We start from the raw sequence: 22,004 nt of genomic DNA, 5'->3' as shown, positions 1-22,004 counted from the left end.
AAGGGCGGTTCACCGCCTGCCGAGCTTGACCCACTTCGCCGTACTGGGAACGCCCTTCGCGTCGAGGAGGAAGAGCATGTAGTAACCGGGCGGGGCGTCGGCCGAGGTGGCCGGCGCCCGCAGTCCGATCGCGCGGCCGCGGACGCCGGTCATCCGCAGCTCCAGGTGGCGCTGGCTGGTGTTCACCGCGTGGGTGACGGTGGTCGGCGCCAGCAGCACGGCGCGCCGTACGCCGGCGGCCGTCGGGCTCTGGACGGAGAACTCCGCGCCGTGGGCGATCTCGCCCGCGGGAACCCGGTCGAGGACCGGCCGGACACCCCGGTGCAGGTAGGAGGGCTCGTAGATCTCGATGGAGCCGTCCATGTCGTCCCTGATGTCGGGATCGTTGGCGATCTGCTGCAGCTCGTCCCCGGTGACCATGACCCGGCCGTCCGGCAGGACCAGGGCATTGGAGTGGTAGCCGCGGGGCAGTCGCTGGGCCGGTCCCAGCCGCCAGTGCCCGTCCGCACCCCGCAGTTCGGTCTGCCGGTACTTGAGGTCGGCCTTCGGGTTGAACGGCCCGAAGCCGTAGTCCCGGGTGTCCAGCGCCCCGTTGACCGTCAGCAGCGTGCCGTCCGGCATGATCAGCGTGTCGTCCTGGGTCCGCCCGAAGGCCCGCGGCTCCTCGGTGGTCCAGGTGCCGCCCGCCCCGCCCGACAGCCGGTAGGTGTTCGGGTCGCGCGGGTCGCCGCCGAGTACGAGCACCGAGTCGGGGCCCCGCAGGCCGGCCGGGAGCGGCACGGCGGAGCCGTAGCCCCGGAAGTCGGCGGGCCGTCGGGGCAGGTCCGTACGCGTCTGCGCGCGCGGGTCGAAGAGCCACTGCTGGTCGGCGTCGCGGCCCAGACCGTAGATCATGCCGTCCCGCAGCGAGAACAGGTGCGGATAGTCGTTGCGGAACGGCGCGTCCGACCGCAGCCGTTGCGAGGCGATGTCCAACGGGATGTCGAACGGCCGCCAGGGCACCCGCTGCCCGAGTGCGGGGAACCGTTCCACCACCGGGGTGGGCGTCCCCGTCCCGCGTTCGGACTGGCCGGACATGATGATCTGCCGGCCGTCGGCGCCGGTCACCACCGAGGGGTACCAGCGGCCCACGGCCATGTCGCGGTTGCGGTACCAGCCCTCCGTCCACGGGTCGAAGACGAAGGACAGCTTCGCGCCACTGCCGCCCTTGCCGCCCGTGTTGCCCCCGAAGACCCCCAGCATCCCGTTGGGGAGGAAGGAGTGCCCGGCGCAGAAGAACGGCGCGGGCCGCGGCGTGTGCGTGCCGTCGGGCATCAGCACGACGGGCGGCGTGACCTTCTTGAACGCCCGCGCCCCGGTTCCCCGGGCCGGGTCCCACAGGTACGCGCGGCCCGCGTTCGTCGGGCCGATCCGGTCCGTGGGCCCGGTCTCCTTGGTGGGATCGGTCTCCACCCGCGAGAAGGAGAAGAGCAGTACCTTGCCGGTCGGCAGCTGGGCGACGTGCACGCCGAAGTCGGGAGACGGGAAGTAGTCGGTGAACCGGCCCGAAACCGCCGTGTCGAAAGCGGAGTTGGCCTCGCGCTGTGAGGCGGCGAGCGCCGCCAGGCTGGTGGTGCGCCGTGCCTGGGGATACGCGCCGGCACCCTCGGCCGCCCGGCGCAGCTCGGCGTGGGCCCGTGCGTGGCCGGCGCCGACGACGGCGGCCTCGGCCCTCTCGCTCCCGCCGTCCGCGTCGTGCACGGGGGCCGCGGCGGCGGCGGGCGTGGCCGCGAGGACCAAGGCGCAGACGATTGCGGCGGCGGACAACACGGCGGACCGTTGCAGGCGGCGCATGGGACTCCTCGGCGCGGGCGGCTCCCTCGAGGCGCTCATCATAAGAAATGCCCGCATAGATCCCCGGCGTGACGCGGCCCGCGCCTCACCCGTGCGCCATTCGGCCGTCCCGTTCGCGCTGCCCGAACGTTTCTGCGGTGAACGGGCCCGGCCATCGGAGTGAGGCCGCGCATCCGGTCACGGGCAGGCTCCCCATGGACGGCTTCCATGGCGGGGTGATCAAAACACTGCGCACCGCGCTCGGCGCCGCTGCCGTGACGGGCGGCCTCCTCGCCCTTCTGCCCGCCTCCGCGGGGGCCGCCGCCGGCCCCGCCACCGTCGCCGCACCATCGGACAAGGTGACCGTGGACGTCGCCACGGTCAACGGCTCGGGCTGCCGCCCGGGCAGCGCCGCCGTCGCCGTGGCCGAGGACAACTCGGCCTTCACCGTCACCTACAGCGAGTACCTGGCCGCCGCCGGCGGCAACACCTCACCGACCGACAGCCGCAAGAACTGTCTGCTCTCCCTGCTCGTACACGTCCCGCAGGGGTTCACCTACGCCGTGGCCCAGGTCGACTACCGGGGCTTCGGCAGCCTCCAGCAGGGGGCGATCGGCACCCAGAAGGCCAGCTACTACTTCCAGGGCATGAAGCAGACCCAGTACCGCACGCACAAGTTCCACGGCGCGCTCGACGACAACTGGCAGGCTTCCGACACCACGGACGTCGAAGCCCTCGTCTTCGCCCCCTGCGGCGAGCTGCGCAACTTCAACATCAATACGGAGCTGCGCGCCGAGGTCGGCACCTCGGACCCCTCGAAGACCAGCTACATGGCGCTCGACTCGACGGACGGCAGCATCAACAGCGTCTACCACTTCTCCTGGAAGAAGTGCCCGGCCCGCTGAACCCGGCCGGTGCCAGAGGCGCGAGGCGGCCGTGCGAGGCTCCCCTCAGGAGGTTCCCCGCGCGGCCGCCTGCCGCTGCCGTTTGGCGAGCGGAGCCAGCGAGAGGTCCTGGGCCGTCGAGGTGAGCCGCTTGAAGCCGTACCCGCGCTCCGTCAGCCACGTCTCTGCCGCCAGCTCGGCACGGGCCGTCGCGTCCAGGATGTCCTCCTCGGCCTCGCCCTCCGCCAGGAAGCGGAAGGTGAAGAAGGGCCGGGCGGCCACGTCGTACGTGAGGTGTCCCTCGGGGGTGAACGTCGCGTTCAGCATGTCGTGGCCCGCAGCGTCCGCGAGGAGCACGGCGCGCTGCTCGTCGGTGAGGCCGTCGAAGGACCCCCGGACGGTGATGCGGAAGATGCGGTTGCTCATCCGGTCAGCCTAGGTCGCGCTCCCGGCCCCCCGCACCGGGTTTTCCGGGCGGCCGGCCACTCGGACGGCCCAATGCCCGCCCGCCGCCGCGACCCCGCCGCCGCCCGGGTCGTCCCTCTCTGACCTGGGCGATCGAGCATTCGCCCGGCATGCCGGGCGAGTTGCCCGCCGCTAGCGTCGGCAGCGTCCGGAGTCCCCTGGATTCCGGGAGGGGGGTCCGTCATCCGCCTGTGCGAGAGGCCGAGCCGATGCTGAAGGACGCTCCGATAGCCCCGATAGCCAGCCTGCTCCGAGTGGAGAAGGGCGTGGCCGCCCCAGAGGAACTCGCCGCCATCGCGGTGGTGGTCGCCTGCTTCGCACGCCGGAACTCCGGAGAAGCACCGCAGACGACCGCCGGGACCGCCCGCCGACGGCGCCCCCCGCACCACGGCTCCGGCTGCTGGGCGGGCTGCTGGACCTGCGGCTGACGGCCGCCCGGAACGCCCCCGGCGGGGCGCGGGGAACGCTCGCGGGCTCTGTTGCATTGCTCCTGCGAGCACCACGGAACACCGCTGCGGACACCCCGAAACGCCCCTGCCCCCGGCCCGCTTACGGGCCGGCGGCAGGGGGACCATCCGGTGGGCGGGCCCGTCAGGCCCGGTGCAGCAGCTCCGACATCGCCGCCGACAGTGCGGCCCGCGGATCGGCCGCCGCGCCGTGCGAGCGCCACGCCACGAACCCGTCCGGCCGCACCAGCAGCGCGCCCGCCTCCGTCAGACCGTGCACCTCGGTCCAGTCGACGCCCGCCTCCTGCACCAGATCGGCTTCCGGATCCGATCCGATCGCATAGGCGTCCAGCTTCGCCGACAGCCGTTCGGCCACCGCTCCGGCCGCCGCGCTCCACGGCGTGCCCGCGCCGCTGAGCAGCACGAACGAGCGCTCGTACAGATCCAGCGTGGAGATGCGCTCGCCGTCGGGCCGGGTCAGCCACATGTGCGGGGCTCGGGTGCCGACGTCACCCCTCATCCGCAGCCCTTCGGGGATGATCGGGCGGTCCGGGTCGGCACCGACGACCGCGCCGCGCGGATACGCGTACGCCATCGCCGTCGTCAGGACCCCGCTGCCCGGTCCGCCGCCCATGGTCGGCGGCGGCACGTACCCCGGGTGGCTGTGCTCCGCCGAGCGGGCCGAGGCTCGCTCGCTCGTCGCCCGCGCCACCGGCAGCCGCTCGGCCTCGTAGGTGTCGAGCAGCTCGATGCCCGCCGACCCGTCGAGGACCGCCGCGATCTTCCAGGCCAGGTTGTGCGCGTCCTGGATACCGGTGTTGGAGCCGAAGGCCCCGGTGGGGGACATCTCGTGGGCAGCGTCCCCGGCCAGGAACACCCGACCGGACGAGTACCGCTCCGCGACCCGTTCGGCCGCGTGCCAGGGAGCCTTGCCGCCGATCTCCACGTCCAGGTCCGGTACGCCGATCGCGGCGCGGATCTGCGCGATGCAGCGCTCCTCGGTGAAGTCCTCCAGGGTCTCGCCCCGGTCCGGGTGCCACGGCGCGTGGAAGACCCACTGGGAGTCGTTGTCCACCGGCAGCAGCGCCCCGTCCGCGCCCGGCTTCATCAGGTAGCAGACGATGAAGCGCAGATCGCCCAGCACCTCGACGAGCCGCCGCGAGCGGAACGTGATGCTGACGTTGTGGAACAGCTCGCCGCTGCCCGTCTGCGGGATGCGCAACTGCTCGCGTACGGGGCTGCGCGGCCCGTCGGCCGCGATCAGGAAGTCGGCGCGCACGGTGAGGTGCTCACCCGTCTCCCGGTCCTTGACCAGGGCGCTCACCCCGGTGGAGTCCTGGTCGAAGCTCATCAGCTCGGTGGAGAAGCGCACGTCGGCGCCCTGTGCGCGGCTCTGCGCGGCAAGGATCGGCTCGATGTTGTTCTGGCTGCACACGCACCACCCGGTCGGGCTGAACTTGCTCAGTGCACCGGACGGGTCGATGGCCTTGACCAGCCATTTGTGGTCCCCGCCCAACAGGGACTGCGTCTGCAGGATGCCCATGTTGTTCTCCAGAGCGGAGGCCGCCTGCCGGATCGCGGTCTCGGCCCGCGCGACCCGGAACAGCTCCATCGTCCGGGCGTTGATGCCCCGGCCGCGCGGGTGTTCCGAGGTGCCGGCGTGCTTCTCGACGAGCATGTGTCTGACGCCGTGGCGGCTCAGGAACAGTGAGGTGGACAGACCCACGAGGGAGCCACCCACGACGAGAACCGGTACGCGGACATCTGCGGTGTCTTCCATCAGCTGCGAGCTCCTGATTTCTGTGTGGGGGAGTGGACTCTTCTATGCCCCCGATCGACAGCCGAGCCCGGGAGATACGCCGGTTGTCACCCACTTGATCCGGAGATGTAGCGGTACATCCCCACCCGGATGACGATGAGCGACAGCGGTTCCCCCGAAGACGCCCCGGCGTGTCCGACCGAGACGGCCGCCGGGCCGGGCGGCCACCGCCGACGACGGACCAGGGTCCGTACGCGATGGAACTCCACGCCCTCACGAAGGGCCCTCACCAAGGAGTGAGCAGATGACGACCACCCTGTCCGAACGGGTGTCACAGTCCGCCTTCGACGGCTCCATGCTCCGCGTCGTCCTGCTGATGGACCTCCACGAAGGGGCCCAGCAGAAGTTCTTCGAGGCGTACGAGCAGTTGCGACACGACATCGCGTCGGAACCCGGACACATCAGCGACCAGCTCTGCCAGTCCTTCGAGAACCCCTCGCAGTGGCTCATCACCAGCGAGTGGGAGAGCGCCCCGCAGTACCTCGCCTGGGTCAACAGCGAGCACCACGCCGAACAGGTGCGCCCGCTCGGCGCCTGCGCACGCGCCATGCGCCCGCTGAAGTACACCGTCCTGCGCGAGACCGGCCGTGGCTACCAGGAGGCACGGCGGCCCACGAGCGCCCGACTCCAGGCAGCGCCCCGGCTCGGAGCCGGCATCGTCCGCCACGCCCTGACCTTCACGGTCAAGCCCGGCAGCGAGAAGGAGGTCGCCGCCATCCTCTCCAGCTACGCCTCCCCGGCAGCCGACGTCGACGGCCACACACGGCTCCTGCGAACCTCGCTGTTCATGCACGGCAACCGCGTCGTACGTACGGTGGAGGTGCGCGGCGACCTGACGGCCGCCCTGCGCCACGTCTCCGAACAGCCCGAGGTGCGCGCCGTCGAAGAGGCCATCAACCCGTACCTCGAACAGGACCGCGACCTCGGCGACCCCGAGTCCGCACGGATGTTCTTCATGCGGGCCGCCCTCCCCGCCGTCCACCACGTCGCCGCCCGCGAAGCCGGCGCCGCCGACCACTCCGACGTGCGAAGGCACGCGCTGTTCTACCCGGCCAAGCCCGGCTGCGGGCCGGCACTGGCCCGGTTCCTGGCCCGGCAGGACGAGGACGCGGCCCACCGGGCCGACACCGCCACGGTCAGCAGCAGCATCTTCCAGCGCGACGACACCGTCGTACGCCTCATCGACGTGCGCGGCCCCGAGCGCGCCGGACTGGAGACCGCCTTCGGGGTGCGCGGCCCGCGCAAGGCGGCCGTCCTCGCCCGCCTGATGGCCCCTTCCGAAGACGGCGCCGCCGCGTCGGCGGTCCGGCACACCATGAGCCTGATCACCGACCGCCGGGCACCCGCCGAGAGCTGACCGCAGCCACCCGCAACCCCGCCCCACCGCCAGGAGGAACCCCCGCCATGACCAGACAACGCCCACCGCACATCGTGGACCTCAGCGAGACGCAGCCCAACACCAGGCGCGGCGGCGACCTGAGGGCCGTACTCACCCCGACCTCGGTGGGCTGCACCAGCGGCTTCATGGGCCTGGCCGTCATGGCGCCGGGCGAGCACATCGCCGAGCACTACCACCCGTACTCCGAGGAGTTCGTGTACGTGGTCAGCGGGACGCTGGAGGTCGACCTCGACGGCGAGGCCCACCCGCTGCGCACCGACCAGGGACTGCTCGTTCCCCTGAACGTGCGCCACCGGTTCCGCAACGTCGGCGACACCGAGGCCCGGATGGTCTTCCACCTCGGACCGCTCGCCCCGCGTCCCGAACTCGGCCACGTCGACACCGAGGAGGCCGTCCACCCGGAGGGCTCCGCGTGGGAGCGGCCCCCGGACCGCACGGGGGTGGTGTCATGACCCGCCGTCGGGTGGCCGTCACCGGGGTCGGCGTCGTCGCACCCGGTGGCATCGGCGCCGCCGCCTTCTGGGACCTGCTGTCCAACGGCCGCACGGCGACGCGCGGCATCACCCTCTTCGACCCGACCGGCTTCCGCTCCCGGATAGCCGCGGAGGTCGACTTCGACCCCGCCGAGTACGGCCTCGACGCCGACGAGGTGGCCCGCGCGGACCGGTACATCCAGTTCGCCCTGGTCGCCGCGGGCGAAGCGGTACGCGACGCGGGCCTCGACCTCACCACCGACGAGGCGTGGCGCACCGGAGTATCGCTCGGCACCGCCGTGGGCGGCACCACCCGCCTGGAACACGACTACGTCGCCGTCAGCCAGTCGGGCGCCTGGTGGGACGTGGACCACCGGCTCGCCGGACGCCACCTGCACCGGGCGTTCACCCCGGCCACCCTGGCCTCCGCCGTGGCGGAGAAGACGGGAGCGCGCGGACCGGTCCAGACCGTCTCCACCGGATGCACCTCCGGACTCGACGCCATCGGATACGCCGTCCACTCCATCGCCGAAGGCCGCATGGACGTGTGCATCGCCGGCGCCTCGGACTCACCCGTCTCGCCCATCACCGTGGCCTGCTTCGACGCCATCAAGGCCACCTCGCCGAACAACGACGACCCCGCCCACGCGTCCCGGCCCTTCGACGCCGACCGCGACGGCTTCGTCCTCGGCGAGGGCGGTGCCGTCCTCGTACTGGAGGAGCTGGAACACGCCCGCGCCCGCGGGGCCACCGTCTACTGCGAGATCGACGGCTACGCCACCTTCGGCAACGCCCACCACATGACCGGGCTGACCACCGAGGGCCTGGAAATGGCCCGGGCGATAGAGACGGCCCTGGCGCAGGCCCGGATCGGCGCCCACGAGATCGACTACGTCAACGCACACGGCTCCGGGACCAAGCAGAACGACCGCCACGAGACCGCCGCGGTCAAGCGGGTCCTGGGCGACCACGCCTACAAGACGCCGATGACATCCATCAAATCCATGGTGGGGCACTCCCTCGGCGCGATCGGGGCGATCGAACTGGCCGCCTGTGTGCTGGCGATGACCCATCAGGTCGTACCGCCGACGGCCAACTACGAGACGCCCGACCCCGAATGCGACCTGGACTACGTCCCGCGCGTCGCCCGCGAGCGGACCCTGCGCAGCGTGCTCTCCGTCGGCAGTGGCTTCGGCGGCTTCCAGTCCGCGGTCGTCATGACCCGGCACGAGGAGTCCAAGGGATCCAGGAAGTCCCAAGGGTCCAAGGAGTCCAAGAGGGCGAAGGAATCCAAGGAGGTGGTGGTCTCGTGAGCGGACGCACGGTCATCACGGGCATCGGGGTCGTCGCACCCAACGGCATCGGCGCCGAGGCCTTCTGGAAGGCGACCCAGGCGGGCACCGCCGTCCTGGGCCGGGTCACCCGCCAGGGCTGCGAGCACCTCCCCCTGCGCGTCGCGGGCGAGGTACGGGGCTTCGAGCCGGCCTCGATGGTCGAGGAGCGCTTTCTCGTCCAGACCGACCGATACACCCACCACGCCCTCGCCGCGGCCGACCTCGCCCTGGAGGACGCCCGGCTCGGTCGGGCCGACTACGAGGACGACCCCTTCTCGGTCGGCGTGGTCACCGCGGCCGGCTCCGGCGGCGGTGAATTCGGCCAGCGCGAACTGCAGCATCTGTGGGAGCAAGGACCGCGGTATGTCGGCCCCTACCAGTCGATCGCCTGGTTCTACGCCGCCAGCACCGGCCAGATCTCCATCCGCCGCGGCCTCAAGGGCCCGTGCGGGGTCGTGGCCGCCGACGAGGCGGGCGGGCTCGACGCCTTCGCGCACGCCGCCCGGGCGATCCGCCAGGGCAGCCGGGCCATGCTCGTCGGCGCCACCGAGGCGCCCCTGGCCCCGTACTCCATCGTCTGCCAGCTCGGCTACGAGGCGCTGAGCACGCACGACGATCCACAGCGGGCGTACCGGCCGTTCACGGACAAGGCCTGCGGCTACGTACCCGCCGAAGGCGGCGCGATGTTCCTGGTCGAGGACGAGCGGACGGCCCTGCGCCGTGGCGCGTCCGTCCGGGCCGTCCTGGCCGGGCACGCCGCGACCTTCACCGGACCGCACCGCCCTGAGACGGCCGAGACGGCCGGCGAAGGGCTGGCCCACGCCATCCGGGGCGCTCTGCGGGACGCCGGCTGTGAACCGGAAGAGGTCGACGTGGTCTTCGCCGACGCGCTCGGCACGCCGCAGGCCGACCGGGCCGAGGCGGCCGCGATCCTCTCCGCCCTCGGGGCGCACGGCCGCAAGGTACCGGTGACCGCCCCCAAGTCCGGTACGGGCAGGGCATATTGCGCGGCTCCCGCCCTCGATACCGCCGCAGCGGTCCTCGCCCTGGAGCACGGCCTCGTCCCGCCCACGCCGAACGTCTTCGACGTGTGCCACGACCTCGACGTGGTGACCGGCAGCGCCCGCACCGCGGAGCTGCGCACCGCGCTCGTCCTGAGCCGGGGCCTCATGGGCTCCAACGCCGCGCTCATCCTCCGTATCCCCTCCTAGAGACAGAAGGAGCCGCTCATGTCCGAACGACTGACCGTCGAGGAGCTGGCCGCTCTGATGAAGTCCGGCGCCGGCATCACCGTCGACCCGGCCGACATGAAGAACCGTCCGGACTCCCTGTTCGACGACTACGGCCTCGACTCGCTGGGCCTGCTCGGCATCGTGGGCCTGCTGGAGAACCAGCGCGGCCGGGCGCTGCCCACCGACGCGGACCGCTGCAAGACGCCGAGGGAGTTCCTCGACCTCGTCAACGCCAGCCTGATGACAGGAGCTTGAGATGGCAGGACACACGGAGAACGAGATCACCATCGGTGCGCCGATGAACGTGGTCTGGGAGATGACCAACGACCTCCCCACCTGGCCCGAACTCTTCAGCGAGTACGCCTCGGTGGAGATCCTGGAGGAGGACGGGCTCACCACCCGCTTCCGGCTGACCATGCACCCCGACGAGAACGGCACGGTGTGGAGCTGGGTCTCCGAGCGCACCCCGGACCCCGTCACCCGTACCGTGCGCGCACGCCGCGTCGAGACCGGGCCGTTCGAGCACATGGACATCCACTGGCAGTACTTCGAGGTGCCCGGCGGCACCCGGATGGTGTGGACCCAGGACTTCGCGATGAAGCCCCAGGCGCCGGTGGACGACGCGGGCATGACCGCACGCATCAACCAGAACTCGAAGATCCAGCTGGAACTCATCCGGGACAAGATCGAACAACGCGAACGCGAGAGCCGCACGCCCGCGGTCAGCCGCGTCTGAGACGAAAGGCACTCCTTCGGATGCACCGCGCTCTCATCGTCGCCCGCATGGCGCCCCAGTCCGCCCCCGACATCGCCGAGCTCTTCGCGGCCTCGGACGCGGGCGAGCTGCCCCACCTCGTCGGCGTCACCCGCCGCAGCCTCTTCCAGTTCGGTGACGTCTACATGCACCTCATCGAATCCGACCGCCCCCCGGGCCCGGCCATCGCCGAAGTGACCGGACACCCGGAGTTCCGGGACCTCAGCGACCGGCTCACCGCCTACATCAGCCCGCACAATCCGGAGACCTGGCGCAGCCCCAAGGACGCCATGGCCAAGGAGTTCTACCGCTGGGAGAGCCCGGGCCGCTCCCGTACCCCCTGACCGTACGAGGCGCCCCGCGCGACCGGCAGGCCCCGGGCCCCGCACCCACCTGGTGCGGGGCCCGCCACGGTTCCCGCACCCACCGCGTACCCGCGCCCACTTCCGGGCGCTCACCACCGCCTCCACGCCACCGCCGCGCAGACCACCGTCAGCGGCAACTCCGCCCCGGCCGCCAGGAGCAGCGCCAGGGTCTGCTCGCCCCCGGCCGAGGTCGTGACATCGAACCAGGCGTCGGCAACGAGCAGCGCCGCCGTCGCCGCCGCCACGGCCACCACCCGCGAGTCCTGCCGGCGCAGCAGCAGACCCGTCCCCGTGAGACCCGCCGCCAGCATCACGTCCAGGCCTATCCACGCGGTCGCCCAGTTCGACACCTCGGCGCTCTGCGGCAGCGTCTTGGCCAGCACCAGCATCCACGGCACCAGGGCCAGCCCGGCGCCCGTGAGCACCGCGGCCGTCCGGGGAGCGGTCCGGACACGCGCGAGGGCCGGCACACGGGACTGCGTACGGAGGCGGTACTGAGGGGCGACGAGGGCCATGGCGGAATCTCCTTCGGCCCGCCGGTCCTTCCGCCGGGCTCCTCAAGACTCGCTCCGCGGGCCCCCGGAATCAGTAACCCCACTGTCCGAACCGGTGGTGGTGCCAGCTACACCCCAGACCGGGCACCAGGGTGGTGGAATCGCTCTGGCCAGGGCGATTACCGTACGTACATGGCAAGTTCCGGCGCGCTGAGGCGTGCACTCGGCTGGACCATGGCGCATGGGCCCTGGTCCGCTTGGGCATGGCGCAACACCGCCTTCACGGTGGCCGCCATCCCGCCCGCCCTGCCCCTCACCCTCGGCTTCCTCCTCCTCTTCACCCTCCCCGGCCACAGCCCCGTCCCGCTGCTGCTCGTCATCGCACTGGCACCGCTGCTCACCGTCCTCCAGCGCAGCCGCTGCTGGTCGCTGCTCGGCGTCGACATACCGCCCGTGGTCCGCGCCCATCCGTGGCTGAGTGTCCGCGGCCTGATCGAGCGGCTGCGCTCCGAGGCGACCTGGCGGCAGTACGGCTACCACATCCTCGTCAGCCCGATCGTCGCCCTCGGCGGCGGCCTGCTGGTCCTCACCTGGGTCGCCGGCGTCGTCTGCGCCAGCGTCTACGGCTGGGGCTGGGCCCTGCCCGAGACCTCCGGGCCCGGCTGGACCCGCGAGTACGACCTGCTCACCACGGTCGGCGCCCTGCTCCTGCTCGCCGCGCCCTGGTTCGCCGCCCTCCTCGGCCGGCTCGACACCGGCGCTGCCGTCGCGCTCCTGGGCCCCAACCGGGCCCGCGAACTCGAACGCCGCGTCGAGGACCTCGCCGAGAGCCGGGCCGGCGTCCTGGACGCCGCCGACCTCGAACGCCGCCGCATCGAGCGGGACCTGCACGACGGAGCCCAGCAGCGCCTGGTCGCCCTCGCCATGAACCTCGGCATAGCCCGCGCGACCCTCCCCGGGCTGCCTCCCGAGGCGAAGGCCGTCATCGACGAGGCCCACCGCGAGGCGAAGGAGGCCATCGAGGAACTCAACAGCCTCGTCCGGGGCCTGCACCCGGCCGTCCTGGAGGACCGCGGACTCGATGCCGCGCTCTCGGGGATCGCCGCCCGCGCGCCCCTGCCCGTCGAACTGTCCGTGGACCTCGCCGTCCGCCCCGGCCCCACCGTGGAGGCCGTCGCCTACTTCGTCGTCTCCGAAGCCCTCGCCAACGTCGCCAAACACGCCCGCGCCAAGCGCTGTTCGGTCGACGTCGCCCGGACGGCCGACGGCCTGCTGCGGCTCACCGTCACCGACGACGGGATGGGCGGTGCCGACCCGGCGGGGGGCACCGGACTGACCGGACTGCGCAAGCGCGTAGGGTCCGTGGACGGAAGCATCGTGATCGACAGCCCCGCCGGGGGCCCGACCACCCTGACCGTGGAGCTGCCGTGCGCGCCGTGATCGCCGAGGACTCGGTCCTGCTGCGCATCGGGCTGGTCAAAGTCCTCGAGATGGCCGGCTTCGAGGTGGCCGCCGAGACCGGAGACGCCGAGAGCCTCCTCGCCGCCGTCGAGGAGCACCATCCCGACCTCGCCCTCGTCGACGTGCGGATGCCGCCCGGTTACACCGACGAAGGCGTCCGCGCGGCCCTCATGATCCGCCGCCAGAGCCCCGACACGGCCGTCCTGCTCCTCTCCCAGTACGTAGAGGAGCGCTACGCCGCAGACCTGCTGGCCACCCAGAGCGGCGCCGGCATCGGCTACCTCCTCAAACAACGCGTCGCGGACGTCGAGGAGTTCATCGACGCGCTGCGCCGGGTCGCCGGCGGCGGCACCGCGCTCGACCCGCAGGTCGTCGCCCAGCTCCTGCTGCGCCGGGGCGGCGGACCGGACCCGCTCGAACGCCTCACCCCGCGCGAGCGCGACGTCCTGGCCCTCATGGCGGAAGGGCGCTCCAACGCCGGGATCGCCGCCGAACTGGTCGTGAGCGAGAGCGCCGTGGCCAAGCACATCAACAACATCTTCGCCAAGCTCGACCTGCCCGTCGCCGACGGCGACCACCGCCGGGTCCTGGCCGTCCTGCGCTTCCTGGACGGCGCCCCGTGACGCCCACCCGAGCCGCGGCCCCCGCACCCGCCGGCTCCACCGGTGTCGCCGGTGCCGCCACCCCGCCACGCCCCAGGCACCGTCTCGCCTGGATCCTCGCGGCCCTGCTCGGCGCGGTCTTCGTCGCGCTCCCCGCGGCCTGGCAGGCCGGGGCCTACGGAGCCACCCGCACCGGCACCCTGCACGGCAGCAGCGAAGGCCGCCCGGTGACCGCCCTGCACATCGAGGGCGGCGGCGCGAACATCACCGTCTCCCCGCGCGGGGACGAGCAGGTCGGCTACCGGGCCGAACTCAGCTGGTCGCGTGCCAGGCCCGTCATCGCGGAGAGCTGGCAGGACGGCGCCCTGACGCTCACTCCGCGCTGCCCCGACGACGATTCCTGGCTGACGGGCGCCCTCTCCTGCTCGATCCTGCTGAGGGTGACCGTGCCCGCCGGCCTCCCTGTCACCGTCACCGCGGCCGCGGGCCGCGTCGACATCAGCGGACTCGGTGGCGCCGTCGACGCGCGGGTCGAATCCGGCCGGATCAACCTCACCGGCTTGCGCGGCACCGTGCGCGCCCGGGTCGGCTCCGGCTTGCTGAACGCCACCGTCCTCACCTCGCCCGAGGCCGAGTTCCACGTCGGATCAGGCCGCGCCGTCGTCGGCTTCACCACCCCGCCCGACCGTGTCCGCGCCGACATCGGCGACGGGCGCCTCGCCCTCACCGTCCCCGAGGCCACCCGCTTCCGCGTCACCACGAGCACCGGCTGGGGCCGCAACGAGGTCGAGCCCGAGCTGTCCGACCCGGCCTCCGCGCGCACTCTGGAGCTCGCGGTCGGCTCCGGCCGCATCGCGGCCGGCTATCCGCGGCCGACGCCCTGACCTGCCGCCCACCGGCTACGGCGCCAGGCCGCCGCGGGCGATGACGTCCGCGTACCAGTGCGCGCTGTCCTTGGGCGTACGGCGCTGCGTGGCGAAGTCGACGTGAACGATGCCGAACCGCTTGCTGTAGCCGTAGGTCCACTCGAAGTTGTCCAGCAGCGACCAGACGAAGTACCCGCGCACGTCCGCCCCGTCCTCGATGGCCCGGTGCACGGATTCCAGATGGCTCCGCAGATAGTCGATCCGCTCCGGATCGTGCACCGCCCCCTCGGGATCCGCGTAGTCCCCGTAGGCCGCGCCGTTCTCGGTGACCAGCAGCTGCACGTCGGGCAGCTCGTCACGCAGCCGCGTCAGCAGTTCGTAGAGGCCGCCGGCGTCGACCGGCCAGTCCATCGCCGTACGGGGGCCGGGGGCGGGCAGGAACCGCACCAGTTGCTCGGTCCCCGGCCAAGGTGACGGCGGTGACGGTGCCGAGGGCGTGCCGTCGGACGTTCCCGGCCCGGCGGCCGCGACCACGGTGGGGGAGTAGTAGTTCAGGCCGAGCCAGTCGATCGGCTCGGAGGCCGCCGACAGGTCGCCGTCCCGGACGAACGACCAGTCCGTGAGCGCGGCCGTGTCCCGGACGAGGTCGTGCGGAAGCCGACCGTGGAAGACCGGGTCGAGGAAGACCCGGTTGCCCACCGCATCGATCCTCCGCGCCGCGTCCAGATCCGCGGCCGAGTCCGTCAGCGGCCGGACCGCGTGCAGGTTGAGCGTCAGCGAGACCTCCGCGGACCGGGGCAGCACCGCGCGCAGCGCCCGTACTCCCAGTCCGTGGGCCAGGTTGAAGTGGTGCGCCGCCCGCAGCGCGGCCGCCGGTTCCGTACGGCCCGGGGCGTGCATCCCGGACGCGTACCCGAGGAAGGCGGCGCACCAGGGCTCGTTGAAGGTGGTCCAGCTCGCCACGCGGTCCCCGAGTGCCACGGCGACGTGCCCGGCGTACTCGGCGAACCGCTCGGCCGTATCGCGGTGCGGCCAGCCGCCGTCGTCTTCCAGTTCCTGTGGCAGATCCCAGTGGTAGAGCGTGGCGACCGGCCGGATCCCGGCCTCCAGCAGCGCGTCCACCAGCCGCCGGTAGAAGTCGAGGCCCCGCTGCGCGGCGGGCCCGCGACCGGTCGGCTGCACCCGCGGCCAGGCCACCGAGAAGCGGTAGTCGCTCACGCCGAGCCGTTTCATCAGGGCGACGTCGTCGGCCAGCCGGTGGTAGTGGTCGGCGGCGGTGTCCCCGGTGTCTCCGTTGAGGACCTTGCCGGGCGTGCGGCTGAAGGTGTCCCAGATCGAGGGCGTACGCCCGTCCAGCGCGGCCGCGCCCTCGATCTGATAGGCGGCCGTCGCGGTGCCCCACCGGAAGCCGGGGGGAAAGCGGAGCGCCGCCCCCGTCGCGGGGGAGGCGTCGACAGTGGTCATGGAAGGACTCCTGGAGGGAAGGTTGGGGGAGGAGGGCCGCTCAGCCCTTGACCGCGCCCTGCATGATGCCGCCGACGATCTGCCGGCCCAGCAGGCCGAAGACCAGCAGCACGGGCAGCGTCCCGAGCAGCGTGCCGGCCATGATCACGGACTGGTCGTGGACGTAGCCGCCGCCCAGCTGGCGCAGGGCGACCTGCACGGTCGGCTCCTGCGAGGACAGTGCGACCACCGGCCAGAAGAAGTCGTTCCAGGCCGTCATGAAGGTCAGCAGCCCGAGTACGGCCATGGCCGGCCGGGCCACCGGCACCACGATCGACCAGAACACGCGGCCGTACGAGGCTCCGTCGACGCGGGCCGCCTCGATCAGCTCGTCCGGCAATGACTGCGCGAGGAACTGCCGCATGAAGAAGACACCGAAGGCGGAGACGAGCCCGGGCAGGATGACGGCCTGGAGCTGGTTGACCCAGTGCAGCTTCACGATCAGCATGAACAGCGGGATCACTCCCAGCTGCGGTGGGATCATCATCGACGCCACGACGGCGCTCAGCAGCGCACCGCGCCCCCGGAACCGCAGCTTGGCGAAGGCGAAGCCGGCCAGTGTGGAACACAGCACCGTGCCGACGGTGATCGCGGTCGACACGATCAGGGAGTTGAGGAGGGCCTTTCCGATGTCGGCCTCGTCCAGCACCGACTGCAAGTTGACCAGCAGGCGTGGACCCGGCAGCAGCGAGGGCACCGGCCGCGCCAGATCGGCGTTGGAACTGCTCGCCGCGACCAGGGTCCAGTACAGCGGGAAGGCGGAGACGAGCACCGCGCAGACCAGTACCGCGTAAGTGAGGCGGCCTCCGCGGCGGGCACTCGGGGAGGAGCTCATCGGCCGGCCTCCTTGTGGGAACGGCGGCGCACGAGCAGGGCGTTGACCCCGACCAGCGCCACGATCAGCAGGAACATCACCCAGGCGATGGCGGCCGCCCGACCGAGGTGGAAGAAGCCCCAGCCCTGCTCGTACATGTACAGGCCGAGGGTTTGGTACTGGTGGGAGATGCCACCGGACATGGACCCCTCGAAGAGCAGGGGCTCTCCGAAGAGCTGGGTGGCGCCGATCGTGGAGACCACCACGGTGAAGACGATGGTGGGGCGCAGTCCGGGCAGCGTCACGTGGAGGAACTGGCGCCAATTCGAGGCCCCGTCCACCTCGGCGGCCTCGTACAGCTCACTCGGGATGGACTGCATGCCCGCCAGGTAGATCAGCGTGTTGTAGCCGGTCCAGCGCCACACCACGATGGTCGAGACGGCGATCTGCGAGGCCACCGTGCCGCTCTGCCAGTCCACCGGGTCGAGACCGGTCAGTCTGAGGAGCTGGTTGACGAGCCCGAAGTCCCGTCCGAAGAGCTGGGCGAAGATCAGCGAGGCGGCGGCGACCGAGGTGGCGTAGGGCAGCAGCAGGGCGGTGCGGAAGAAGGTCCTGGCCCGCAAGCGGTAGTTGAGGAGGTGGGCCAGGCCCAGGGCGACGAGCAACTGCGGCACGGTGGACAGGACGCCGATGGTGAAGGTGTTGCGCAGGGCCGTCCAGAAGAACGGATCGGTGAACAGGGCGGTGTAGTTGTCGAGGCCCCGCCACTTCATCTCCCCGGGGTTCTGGAGCTCGACGCGGTAGACGGAGACGTACGCCGTGTAGAGGAGCGGGAACAGGCCGAACGCGGCGAACAGGGTGAAGAAGGGGGCGACGAAGGCGTACGGGGCCATGGCCCGGCGCGGTCGCGCGGAGGGCGGCGCGAGTGCGGTCACGGTGGATCAGCCCAGGGCGTTCTTGACGGCCTTCTTGGCGTTCGACCAGGCGGTCTCGGGCGCTGTGCCCTTGCGCTCCACTTCGCTCAGCGCGTTGTCGATCTGGTCGGCGACGACCTTGTCGTGCACCCCCAGGACCTGGACGGGCGCCTGCTCGGCGGCGTCACCGAATATCCGGCCGATCGGCGCGTCCGAGAAGTAGGGGTCCGTGGCGTCGGCGACCTGGCCGATGGCCTTGACGGCGGAGGGGAAGTTTCCCTGCTTGCGGAAGAGCTTGGTCTGCTGCTCGGCGTCGGTCAGCCACTTGACCAGCTCGTACGCCTCCTTCTTGTGCTGGGCGGCGCGGGGAACGGCGAGGTAGGAGCCGCCCCAGTTCCCCGCCGCGCCGGGCAGCTTGGCCACGTCCCACTTGCCCTTGCCCGCGTCGCCGGCCTGCCCCTTGATGTAGCCGAGCATCCAGGCGGGGCAGGGCATGGTGGCGAAGGCGCCGGAGGAGAAGGCCTGGTTCCACGGCGGCGACCACTGGTCCAGCTTGGCGCTGAGCCCGTCCGCCGAGGCCTTGACCGAGGCCTCCCAGGCCGACTTCACCGCCGGGCTGTTCTCGTAGATCAGCGCTCCCGAGGCGTCGTAGTACCGCTCCTTGGCCTGGCCGACCATGACGGCGTTCAGGCTGCCGACGCTGTCCAGCCAGGTACTGCCGGCCGGTGCCTTGGCCTTGTACTGGAGCCCGAGTTCCAGATAGCCGTCCCAGGTGGCCCACTTCGTGGCCAGTTCCGTACGGTCGGTGGGCAGGCCGGCCGCCCTGAAGAGGTCGCTGCGGTAGCACATCGCCTCGGGTCCGACGTCGGTGCCGAGACCGAGCACCTTGCCGTCCTTGGTGGTCGCGGCCGCCCACTTGGCGGCGGCGAACTCGTTCTGGAGCGAGGCCGCCCCGAACTCCCGCAGATCCGTGAACTTGTCGGCCTGCTTCTGCGTCACCGACGCGATGCGGCCCACCTCGAGGCCTTGGACGTCCGCGAGTCCGCCGCCGCCGGCGAGGCGGGTCTGGAGCGACTTCCAGTAGTCCTGTTCGTCCTCGGTGTCCGTCTGCTTGATCTTCACGTTGGGGTGGAGCTGCTCGTACTCGGCGTAGAGCCCGGCCTCCTGGTAGCCGAAGGCGCCGAACAGGTCGACGGTGAGTGTGATCTTGTCGCCCGAGCCGGCGCCTTCGCCGGACTTCGCGTCGGATCCGGAACCGCAGGCGGCCAGGAGGGATCCGGCGAGGACGAGGGCGCCGAAGCGGAGCGGAGCTCTTCGGGCGGCTCGGGGAATGGACATGGTGCGGCCTCCTCGGCTGGGCGGATGCGTCGTGCGGACGTGGGGCGGGGGCGTGCGGTGTTCGGGGGCACCGCTTCGGGGGGAGCTGCCTTGAGAGCGCTCTCAGAACGCGACTGGAGCGTGCACCCCGCAGCCGTCCCACGTCAAGAGCCATGCGCGCGACGGCCGGGAATCGCCCCATTCACCCCGGGAGGAAAGGGCGTTGCGTCCCGCTCAGGCGGAGCCGCGCAGCACCAGCGAGGTCGCAGTGATCACCGAACCCGGAACGCCCCCCGTACCCTGCTCCTTGTCCAGGGTCCGCAGCAGCAGGCGCGCCATCAGCCGCCCCATCCCCTCGATGTCCTGGCGTACGGTCGTGAGCGGCGGATCGGCGCTCTCCGCCACCAGCTCCGCGTCGTCGAAGCCGACCAGCGCCACGTCCCCCGGCACGGACCGGCCCCGCTCGCGCAGCACGTCCAGCGCGCCGGTCGCCATCAGGTCGTTCGCGGCGAACACCGCGTCGAGGCCCGGGCAGCGCTCCAGCAGCTCCGCCATCGCCCGGGCCCCGCCCGCTGCCGTGAAGTCGCCCTCGGCGATCAGCACCGGACCGGCGTCGACCAGTACGTCCCGGTACCCGTCCAGCCGGTCGGTCGCCGAAGTCTGGTCCATCGGACCGGCGATGTGGGCGATCTGCCGCCGCCCTTGGGCCAGCAGGTACCGTACGGCCTCGCGCGCTCCCCCTCGATTGTCCGCGTCGACGTACGACACGGGCCCGTGCTCCCCGGCGCCGCCCGTCCAGCCGGGCCGGCCGCCGTAGACCGTGGGCATGCCGATGCGGCGGGTGATCGCCGGCAGCGGGTCGTCGGTGTGCAGGGAGAAGGCGAGCGCGCCGTCGACGTGGCCGCCCGCCAGATAGCGCTCGATGCGGTCGTAGTCGCCGCGGTCCTCCACCAGCAGCAGCACCAACTGGGTGTCACTGGCGGTCAGTTCTTTGCTTATGCCGCGGATCTGGAGGGAGAAGAAGGGGTCGGAGAAGATTCGGATCTCCGGCTCGGCGATGATCACGGCGACGGCACCGGTGCGCCGGGTCACCAGCGTGCGCGCCGCGTGGTTGGGCACGTACCCCAGCTCCCGGATGGCCGCCTGGACCTTCTCCACCAGCGGCGGCCGGACGCCATCGCCGCCGTTCACGACGCGCGAGGCGGTGGCCCGGGACACCCCGGCACGCGCCGCGACCGCCTCCAGCGTGGGCCGGCCGGCGGGAAGCTGTTCGGCCACGGGCGCTCCTCATGCGTGTCCGGGGGCGGCGTCCCGGGCCCTGCCGGCCCGGGCTGTCGAACAGCAGGGTAACCCGTACCGCCGGGCCGCTGAGAGCGCTTCCCGACGGTACGGCCCGCGGGCCTACCGGCCGATGCCGACGGTGAGTCCGGTCGGCGGGTTCGCGTGGTGCGCGGACGTGTGAGCGGCCGGGTCCGTAGCCGGATCCGCGGCCGGGTCCAGAGGTCCGCTCAGGGATGTGTTCACGGGGCTTCCGCGGGCGCGTTCCTCTGTCCCCTCAGTGCCCGAACTCGAACCAGTTGAGGTTCACGAAGTCGGCCGGCTGGCCGCTGGTGAAGGTCACGTACACGTCGTGCCTGCCCGTGACGCCCGTGATGTTCGCCGGCACGGTCTTCCAACTCTGCCAGCCCCCGGTGCCGGCCACGGCGAAGCTGCCGATCGGTGGGCTGGTGCGGCTGTCCAGGCGGACCTCCACGAGTCCGCTGACCCCGCCGGCCGCCCCGCTGGCGACACGCCCGCGGAACTGCGTGGCTGCCCCGGCGCCACCGAAGTCGACGCCCCGGTACAGGGCCCAGTCGCCGTTGCCGATCGTGGTCAGGTCCTGGCCGCCGCCGGTGTCCGCGGTGGTCTCCTTGGCCGTACCGCCCTGGCCGTCGTAGGACTCGGCCTGGATGGCCGAGTACGCGTCGCGGCCGCCGCCCGGCGGCGTGGTGGGAGGTGTGGTCGGCGGGGTGGTCGGCGGAGTCGTGGGGGGTGTGGTCGGCGGGCTGGGGGTGCCGCCCGCGGACTGGAGTACGGAGACGTAGTCCACGACCATCGGGTATCCGGGCTGGGTCCCCGCGTCGGGGCCGCCTCCGAAGGCCGCCGGGAACTCCCCGCCCATGGCCACGTTCAGGATGATGAAGTACCCGTGGTCGGTGGCGTTGGTCCAGGTGGCGGCGTCGACCTGACTGGCACGCACGGTGTGGTAATTGAACCCGTCGAGGTAGAAGCGCATCTCCTCCACGGCGGTGGACCGGTCCCACTCCACGGCGTAGGTGTGGAAGCCGCCCTGGCAGGTGGTGCCCGTGCAGACGCGCTGCCCGCCGATGCCCGACTTCTCGTTGCACGGGCCGCCGGGGCTCGTACCGCAGTGCATCGTGGCCCATACGTTGTCGATGCCCTGGACGTTCTCCAGGATGTCGAGCTCGCCGACGCCCGGCCAGTTCCACCAGTTGCCGCGGTAGGGCGCGCCCAGCATCCAGAAGGCCGGCCAGTACCCCTTGGCCGCCGCGCCCGTGACGTTCGGCATCTGGATGCGGGCCTCTGTGCGCAGGGTGCCGCCCGCCGGGGCCTGGAAGTCGGAGCGCTTGGTCTCCACGCGTCCGGAGGTCCAGTTGCCGGCGGCGTCCCGGCGCGGGGTGATGCGCAGGTGGCCGGCGCCGTCGAGGGAGACGTTGTCGGTGTTCGCGGTCATCGTCTCGACCTCGCCGGTCCCGAAGCCGGCCGGGCCGCCGGGGTAGCTCGTCCCGGTGGTGTACTGCCAGTCGGTGGTGTCGACGCCCGAGCCCGAAGGCCCGTCGAAGTCGTCCAGGAAGACCTGGGACCAGCTCGCGGGGACCGCCGGGGCGGCCGCGTTGGCGGGCAGGGTGACGACCGCGGCGGCCGCGGCCGCCACGGCCATGGTGCTCAGTGCGGCGATGACGGCCCGTCGTGCCGGCCGTCGTCTTCTGTCCGGTGTCAGACGCATGGGGGCCCTCTCCGAGGGGGGTGGGGGGAGTGGTGCAGGTTTT

22 protein-coding genes are annotated in these 22,004 nt (G+C 72.0%); 12 read left to right on the top strand and 10 right to left on the bottom strand.

The genetic code is table 11. The annotated features are described in order from the left end of the window. Nucleotides 1-9 precede the first annotated feature (9 nt). A complete protein-coding gene (locus tag ACFWBY_RS15315; protein WP_385331628.1) occupies nucleotides 10-1,833 on the bottom strand; it encodes a galactose oxidase-like domain-containing protein in 1,824 nt (607 codons plus the stop codon). A 227-nt stretch (nucleotides 1,834-2,060) separates the two neighbouring features. On the opposite strand from ACFWBY_RS15315, the gene ACFWBY_RS15310 reads away from it, so the two are divergent. Next, nucleotides 2,061-2,717 (top strand): DUF4360 domain-containing protein, encoded by a 657-nt coding sequence (locus ACFWBY_RS15310; RefSeq protein WP_385331738.1) that lies wholly within the window; start codon nucleotides 2,061-2,063, stop codon nucleotides 2,715-2,717. Nucleotides 2,718-2,762: 45 nt separating this feature from the next. Here ACFWBY_RS15310 and ACFWBY_RS15305 read toward each other — a convergent pair whose 3' ends face one another. After that, the gene (locus tag ACFWBY_RS15305) at nucleotides 2,763-3,122 is read right to left on the bottom strand and encodes a DUF6204 family protein (RefSeq protein WP_385331630.1); all 360 of its coding nucleotides are present in this window, start codon (nucleotides 3,120-3,122) and stop codon (nucleotides 2,763-2,765) included. 248 nt (nucleotides 3,123-3,370) lie between these two features. Between ACFWBY_RS15305 and ACFWBY_RS15300 the strand changes: the two genes are divergently transcribed. Continuing rightward, a complete protein-coding gene (locus ACFWBY_RS15300) occupies nucleotides 3,371-3,589 on the top strand; it encodes an acyl-CoA carboxylase subunit epsilon (RefSeq protein WP_385331633.1) in 219 nt (72 codons plus the stop codon). Nucleotides 3,590-3,752: 163 nt separating this feature from the next. Here the strand turns inward: ACFWBY_RS15300 and ACFWBY_RS15295 are convergent, their stop codons facing one another. Next, complete coding sequence (locus ACFWBY_RS15295) at nucleotides 3,753-5,387, bottom strand: FAD-dependent oxidoreductase (RefSeq protein ID WP_385331636.1); 1,635 nt, start codon at nucleotides 5,385-5,387, stop codon at nucleotides 3,753-3,755. Nucleotides 5,388-5,670: 283 nt separating this feature from the next. Here ACFWBY_RS15295 and ACFWBY_RS15290 point away from each other — a divergent pair, with 283 nt between their 5' ends. The 7 genes from ACFWBY_RS15290 to ACFWBY_RS15260 are packed head-to-tail and all read left to right on the top strand — an operon-like array spanning nucleotide 5,671 to nucleotide 10,962. Continuing rightward, the gene (locus ACFWBY_RS15290) at nucleotides 5,671-6,783 is read left to right on the top strand and encodes a SchA/CurD-like domain-containing protein (protein ID WP_385331640.1); all 1,113 of its coding nucleotides are present in this window, start codon (nucleotides 5,671-5,673) and stop codon (nucleotides 6,781-6,783) included. A gap of 47 nt (nucleotides 6,784-6,830) precedes the next feature. After that, nucleotides 6,831-7,277 carry a cupin domain-containing protein gene (locus tag ACFWBY_RS15285; RefSeq protein WP_385331643.1) on the top strand — a complete coding sequence of 149 codons (447 nt, stop codon included), beginning with the start codon at nucleotides 6,831-6,833 and terminating at the stop codon, nucleotides 7,275-7,277. Then, on the top strand, nucleotides 7,274-8,611 hold the full coding sequence (locus ACFWBY_RS15280) for a beta-ketoacyl-[acyl-carrier-protein] synthase family protein (RefSeq protein WP_385331645.1): 1,338 nt from the start codon (nucleotides 7,274-7,276) through the stop codon (nucleotides 8,609-8,611). The genes ACFWBY_RS15285 and ACFWBY_RS15280 overlap by 4 nt, the downstream gene beginning before the upstream one ends. Beyond that, on the top strand, nucleotides 8,608-9,843 hold the full coding sequence (locus ACFWBY_RS15275) for a beta-ketoacyl synthase N-terminal-like domain-containing protein (protein ID WP_385331648.1): 1,236 nt from the start codon (nucleotides 8,608-8,610) through the stop codon (nucleotides 9,841-9,843). Before ACFWBY_RS15280 ends, ACFWBY_RS15275 begins: the two co-directional genes overlap by 4 nt. Before the next feature lie 18 nt (nucleotides 9,844-9,861). Next, nucleotides 9,862-10,119 (top strand): phosphopantetheine-binding protein, encoded by a 258-nt coding sequence (locus tag ACFWBY_RS15270; protein ID WP_385331651.1) that lies wholly within the window; start codon nucleotides 9,862-9,864, stop codon nucleotides 10,117-10,119. A 1-nt stretch (nucleotide 10,120) separates the two neighbouring features. Then, entirely contained in the window at nucleotides 10,121-10,600 is a 480-nt protein-coding gene (locus ACFWBY_RS15265) for an SRPBCC family protein (protein ID WP_385331654.1), read from the top strand. 20 nt (nucleotides 10,601-10,620) lie between these two features. Beyond that, nucleotides 10,621-10,962 (top strand): TcmI family type II polyketide cyclase, encoded by a 342-nt coding sequence (locus ACFWBY_RS15260; protein WP_385331657.1) that lies wholly within the window; start codon nucleotides 10,621-10,623, stop codon nucleotides 10,960-10,962. Between the two features lie 110 nt (nucleotides 10,963-11,072). Here ACFWBY_RS15260 and ACFWBY_RS15255 read toward each other — a convergent pair whose 3' ends face one another. Then, a complete protein-coding gene (locus ACFWBY_RS15255) occupies nucleotides 11,073-11,498 on the bottom strand; it encodes a hypothetical protein (RefSeq protein WP_385331660.1) in 426 nt (141 codons plus the stop codon). A 171-nt stretch (nucleotides 11,499-11,669) separates the two neighbouring features. Here ACFWBY_RS15255 and ACFWBY_RS15250 point away from each other — a divergent pair, with 171 nt between their 5' ends. From ACFWBY_RS15250 to ACFWBY_RS15240, 3 genes are read left to right on the top strand one after another with little or no spacing between them, the layout of a single operon-like run. Beyond that, nucleotides 11,670-12,917, top strand: coding sequence for a histidine kinase (locus ACFWBY_RS15250; RefSeq protein ID WP_385331662.1), 1,248 nt, complete (start codon nucleotides 11,670-11,672; stop codon nucleotides 12,915-12,917). Next, on the top strand, nucleotides 12,905-13,561 hold the full coding sequence (locus ACFWBY_RS15245) for a response regulator (protein ID WP_385331664.1): 657 nt from the start codon (nucleotides 12,905-12,907) through the stop codon (nucleotides 13,559-13,561). The genes ACFWBY_RS15250 and ACFWBY_RS15245 overlap by 13 nt, the downstream gene beginning before the upstream one ends. Next, on the top strand, nucleotides 13,558-14,424 hold the full coding sequence (locus ACFWBY_RS15240) for a hypothetical protein (protein ID WP_385331667.1): 867 nt from the start codon (nucleotides 13,558-13,560) through the stop codon (nucleotides 14,422-14,424). Before ACFWBY_RS15245 ends, ACFWBY_RS15240 begins: the two co-directional genes overlap by 4 nt. A gap of 15 nt (nucleotides 14,425-14,439) precedes the next feature. On the opposite strand, the gene ACFWBY_RS15235 is transcribed toward ACFWBY_RS15240, so the two are convergent. The 6 genes from ACFWBY_RS15235 to ACFWBY_RS15210 all read right to left on the bottom strand — a co-directional run bounded on the left by ACFWBY_RS15235 (nucleotide 14,440) and on the right by ACFWBY_RS15210 (nucleotide 21,961). After that, nucleotides 14,440-15,870, bottom strand: coding sequence for a GH1 family beta-glucosidase (locus tag ACFWBY_RS15235; protein ID WP_385331670.1), 1,431 nt, complete (start codon nucleotides 15,868-15,870; stop codon nucleotides 14,440-14,442). A gap of 40 nt (nucleotides 15,871-15,910) precedes the next feature. Further along, a complete protein-coding gene (locus tag ACFWBY_RS15230; RefSeq protein ID WP_385331673.1) occupies nucleotides 15,911-16,744 on the bottom strand; it encodes a carbohydrate ABC transporter permease in 834 nt (277 codons plus the stop codon). Continuing rightward, the gene (locus ACFWBY_RS15225) at nucleotides 16,741-17,616 is read right to left on the bottom strand and encodes a carbohydrate ABC transporter permease (protein ID WP_385331741.1); all 876 of its coding nucleotides are present in this window, start codon (nucleotides 17,614-17,616) and stop codon (nucleotides 16,741-16,743) included. Before ACFWBY_RS15225 ends, ACFWBY_RS15230 begins: the two co-directional genes overlap by 4 nt. A gap of 48 nt (nucleotides 17,617-17,664) precedes the next feature. Beyond that, complete coding sequence (locus tag ACFWBY_RS15220; protein ID WP_385331675.1) at nucleotides 17,665-18,975, bottom strand: extracellular solute-binding protein; 1,311 nt, start codon at nucleotides 18,973-18,975, stop codon at nucleotides 17,665-17,667. A gap of 213 nt (nucleotides 18,976-19,188) precedes the next feature. Continuing rightward, on the bottom strand, nucleotides 19,189-20,232 hold the full coding sequence (locus tag ACFWBY_RS15215; RefSeq protein WP_385331678.1) for a LacI family DNA-binding transcriptional regulator: 1,044 nt from the start codon (nucleotides 20,230-20,232) through the stop codon (nucleotides 19,189-19,191). 277 nt (nucleotides 20,233-20,509) lie between these two features. Further along, the gene (locus ACFWBY_RS15210) at nucleotides 20,510-21,961 is read right to left on the bottom strand and encodes a glycoside hydrolase family 16 protein (RefSeq protein ID WP_385331681.1); all 1,452 of its coding nucleotides are present in this window, start codon (nucleotides 21,959-21,961) and stop codon (nucleotides 20,510-20,512) included. Nucleotides 21,962-22,004 lie beyond the last annotated feature (43 nt).

The sequence above is a fragment of the Streptomyces sp. NPDC060049 genome, assembly GCF_042736715.1.
Taxonomy (GTDB): Bacteria; Actinomycetota; Actinomycetes; order Streptomycetales; family Streptomycetaceae; genus Streptomyces.
Note: the sequence above shows the minus strand (reverse complement) of the source record. Positions and strands in the feature narration are given on the sequence as shown.

Excerpts from the sequence above, each read along its gene's own strand:
- ACFWBY_RS15315 (WP_385331628.1), bottom strand. The coding sequence starts at position 1,833 with ATGCGCCGCCTGCAACGGTCCGCCGTGTTGTCCGCCGCCGCAATCGTC.
- ACFWBY_RS15305 (WP_385331630.1), bottom strand. The coding sequence starts at position 3,122 with ATGAGCAACCGCATCTTCCGCATCACCGTCCGGGGGTCCTTCGACGGC.
- ACFWBY_RS15300 (WP_385331633.1), top strand. The coding sequence starts at position 3,371 with ATGCTGAAGGACGCTCCGATAGCCCCGATAGCCAGCCTGCTCCGAGTG.
- ACFWBY_RS15295 (WP_385331636.1), bottom strand. The coding sequence starts at position 5,387 with ATGGAAGACACCGCAGATGTCCGCGTACCGGTTCTCGTCGTGGGTGGC.
- ACFWBY_RS15290 (WP_385331640.1), top strand. The coding sequence starts at position 5,671 with ATGACGACCACCCTGTCCGAACGGGTGTCACAGTCCGCCTTCGACGGC.
- ACFWBY_RS15285 (WP_385331643.1), top strand. The coding sequence starts at position 6,831 with ATGACCAGACAACGCCCACCGCACATCGTGGACCTCAGCGAGACGCAG.
- ACFWBY_RS15280 (WP_385331645.1), top strand. The coding sequence starts at position 7,274 with ATGACCCGCCGTCGGGTGGCCGTCACCGGGGTCGGCGTCGTCGCACCC.
- ACFWBY_RS15270 (WP_385331651.1), top strand. The coding sequence starts at position 9,862 with ATGTCCGAACGACTGACCGTCGAGGAGCTGGCCGCTCTGATGAAGTCC.
- ACFWBY_RS15265 (WP_385331654.1), top strand. The coding sequence starts at position 10,121 with ATGGCAGGACACACGGAGAACGAGATCACCATCGGTGCGCCGATGAAC.
- ACFWBY_RS15260 (WP_385331657.1), top strand. The coding sequence starts at position 10,621 with ATGCACCGCGCTCTCATCGTCGCCCGCATGGCGCCCCAGTCCGCCCCC.
- ACFWBY_RS15255 (WP_385331660.1), bottom strand. The coding sequence starts at position 11,498 with ATGGCCCTCGTCGCCCCTCAGTACCGCCTCCGTACGCAGTCCCGTGTG.
- ACFWBY_RS15250 (WP_385331662.1), top strand. The coding sequence starts at position 11,670 with ATGGCAAGTTCCGGCGCGCTGAGGCGTGCACTCGGCTGGACCATGGCG.
- ACFWBY_RS15235 (WP_385331670.1), bottom strand. The coding sequence starts at position 15,870 with ATGACCACTGTCGACGCCTCCCCCGCGACGGGGGCGGCGCTCCGCTTT.
- ACFWBY_RS15230 (WP_385331673.1), bottom strand. The coding sequence starts at position 16,744 with ATGAGCTCCTCCCCGAGTGCCCGCCGCGGAGGCCGCCTCACTTACGCG.
- ACFWBY_RS15225 (WP_385331741.1), bottom strand. The coding sequence starts at position 17,616 with ATGGCCCCGTACGCCTTCGTCGCCCCCTTCTTCACCCTGTTCGCCGCG.
- ACFWBY_RS15220 (WP_385331675.1), bottom strand. The coding sequence starts at position 18,975 with ATGTCCATTCCCCGAGCCGCCCGAAGAGCTCCGCTCCGCTTCGGCGCC.
- ACFWBY_RS15210 (WP_385331681.1), bottom strand. The coding sequence starts at position 21,961 with ATGCGTCTGACACCGGACAGAAGACGACGGCCGGCACGACGGGCCGTC.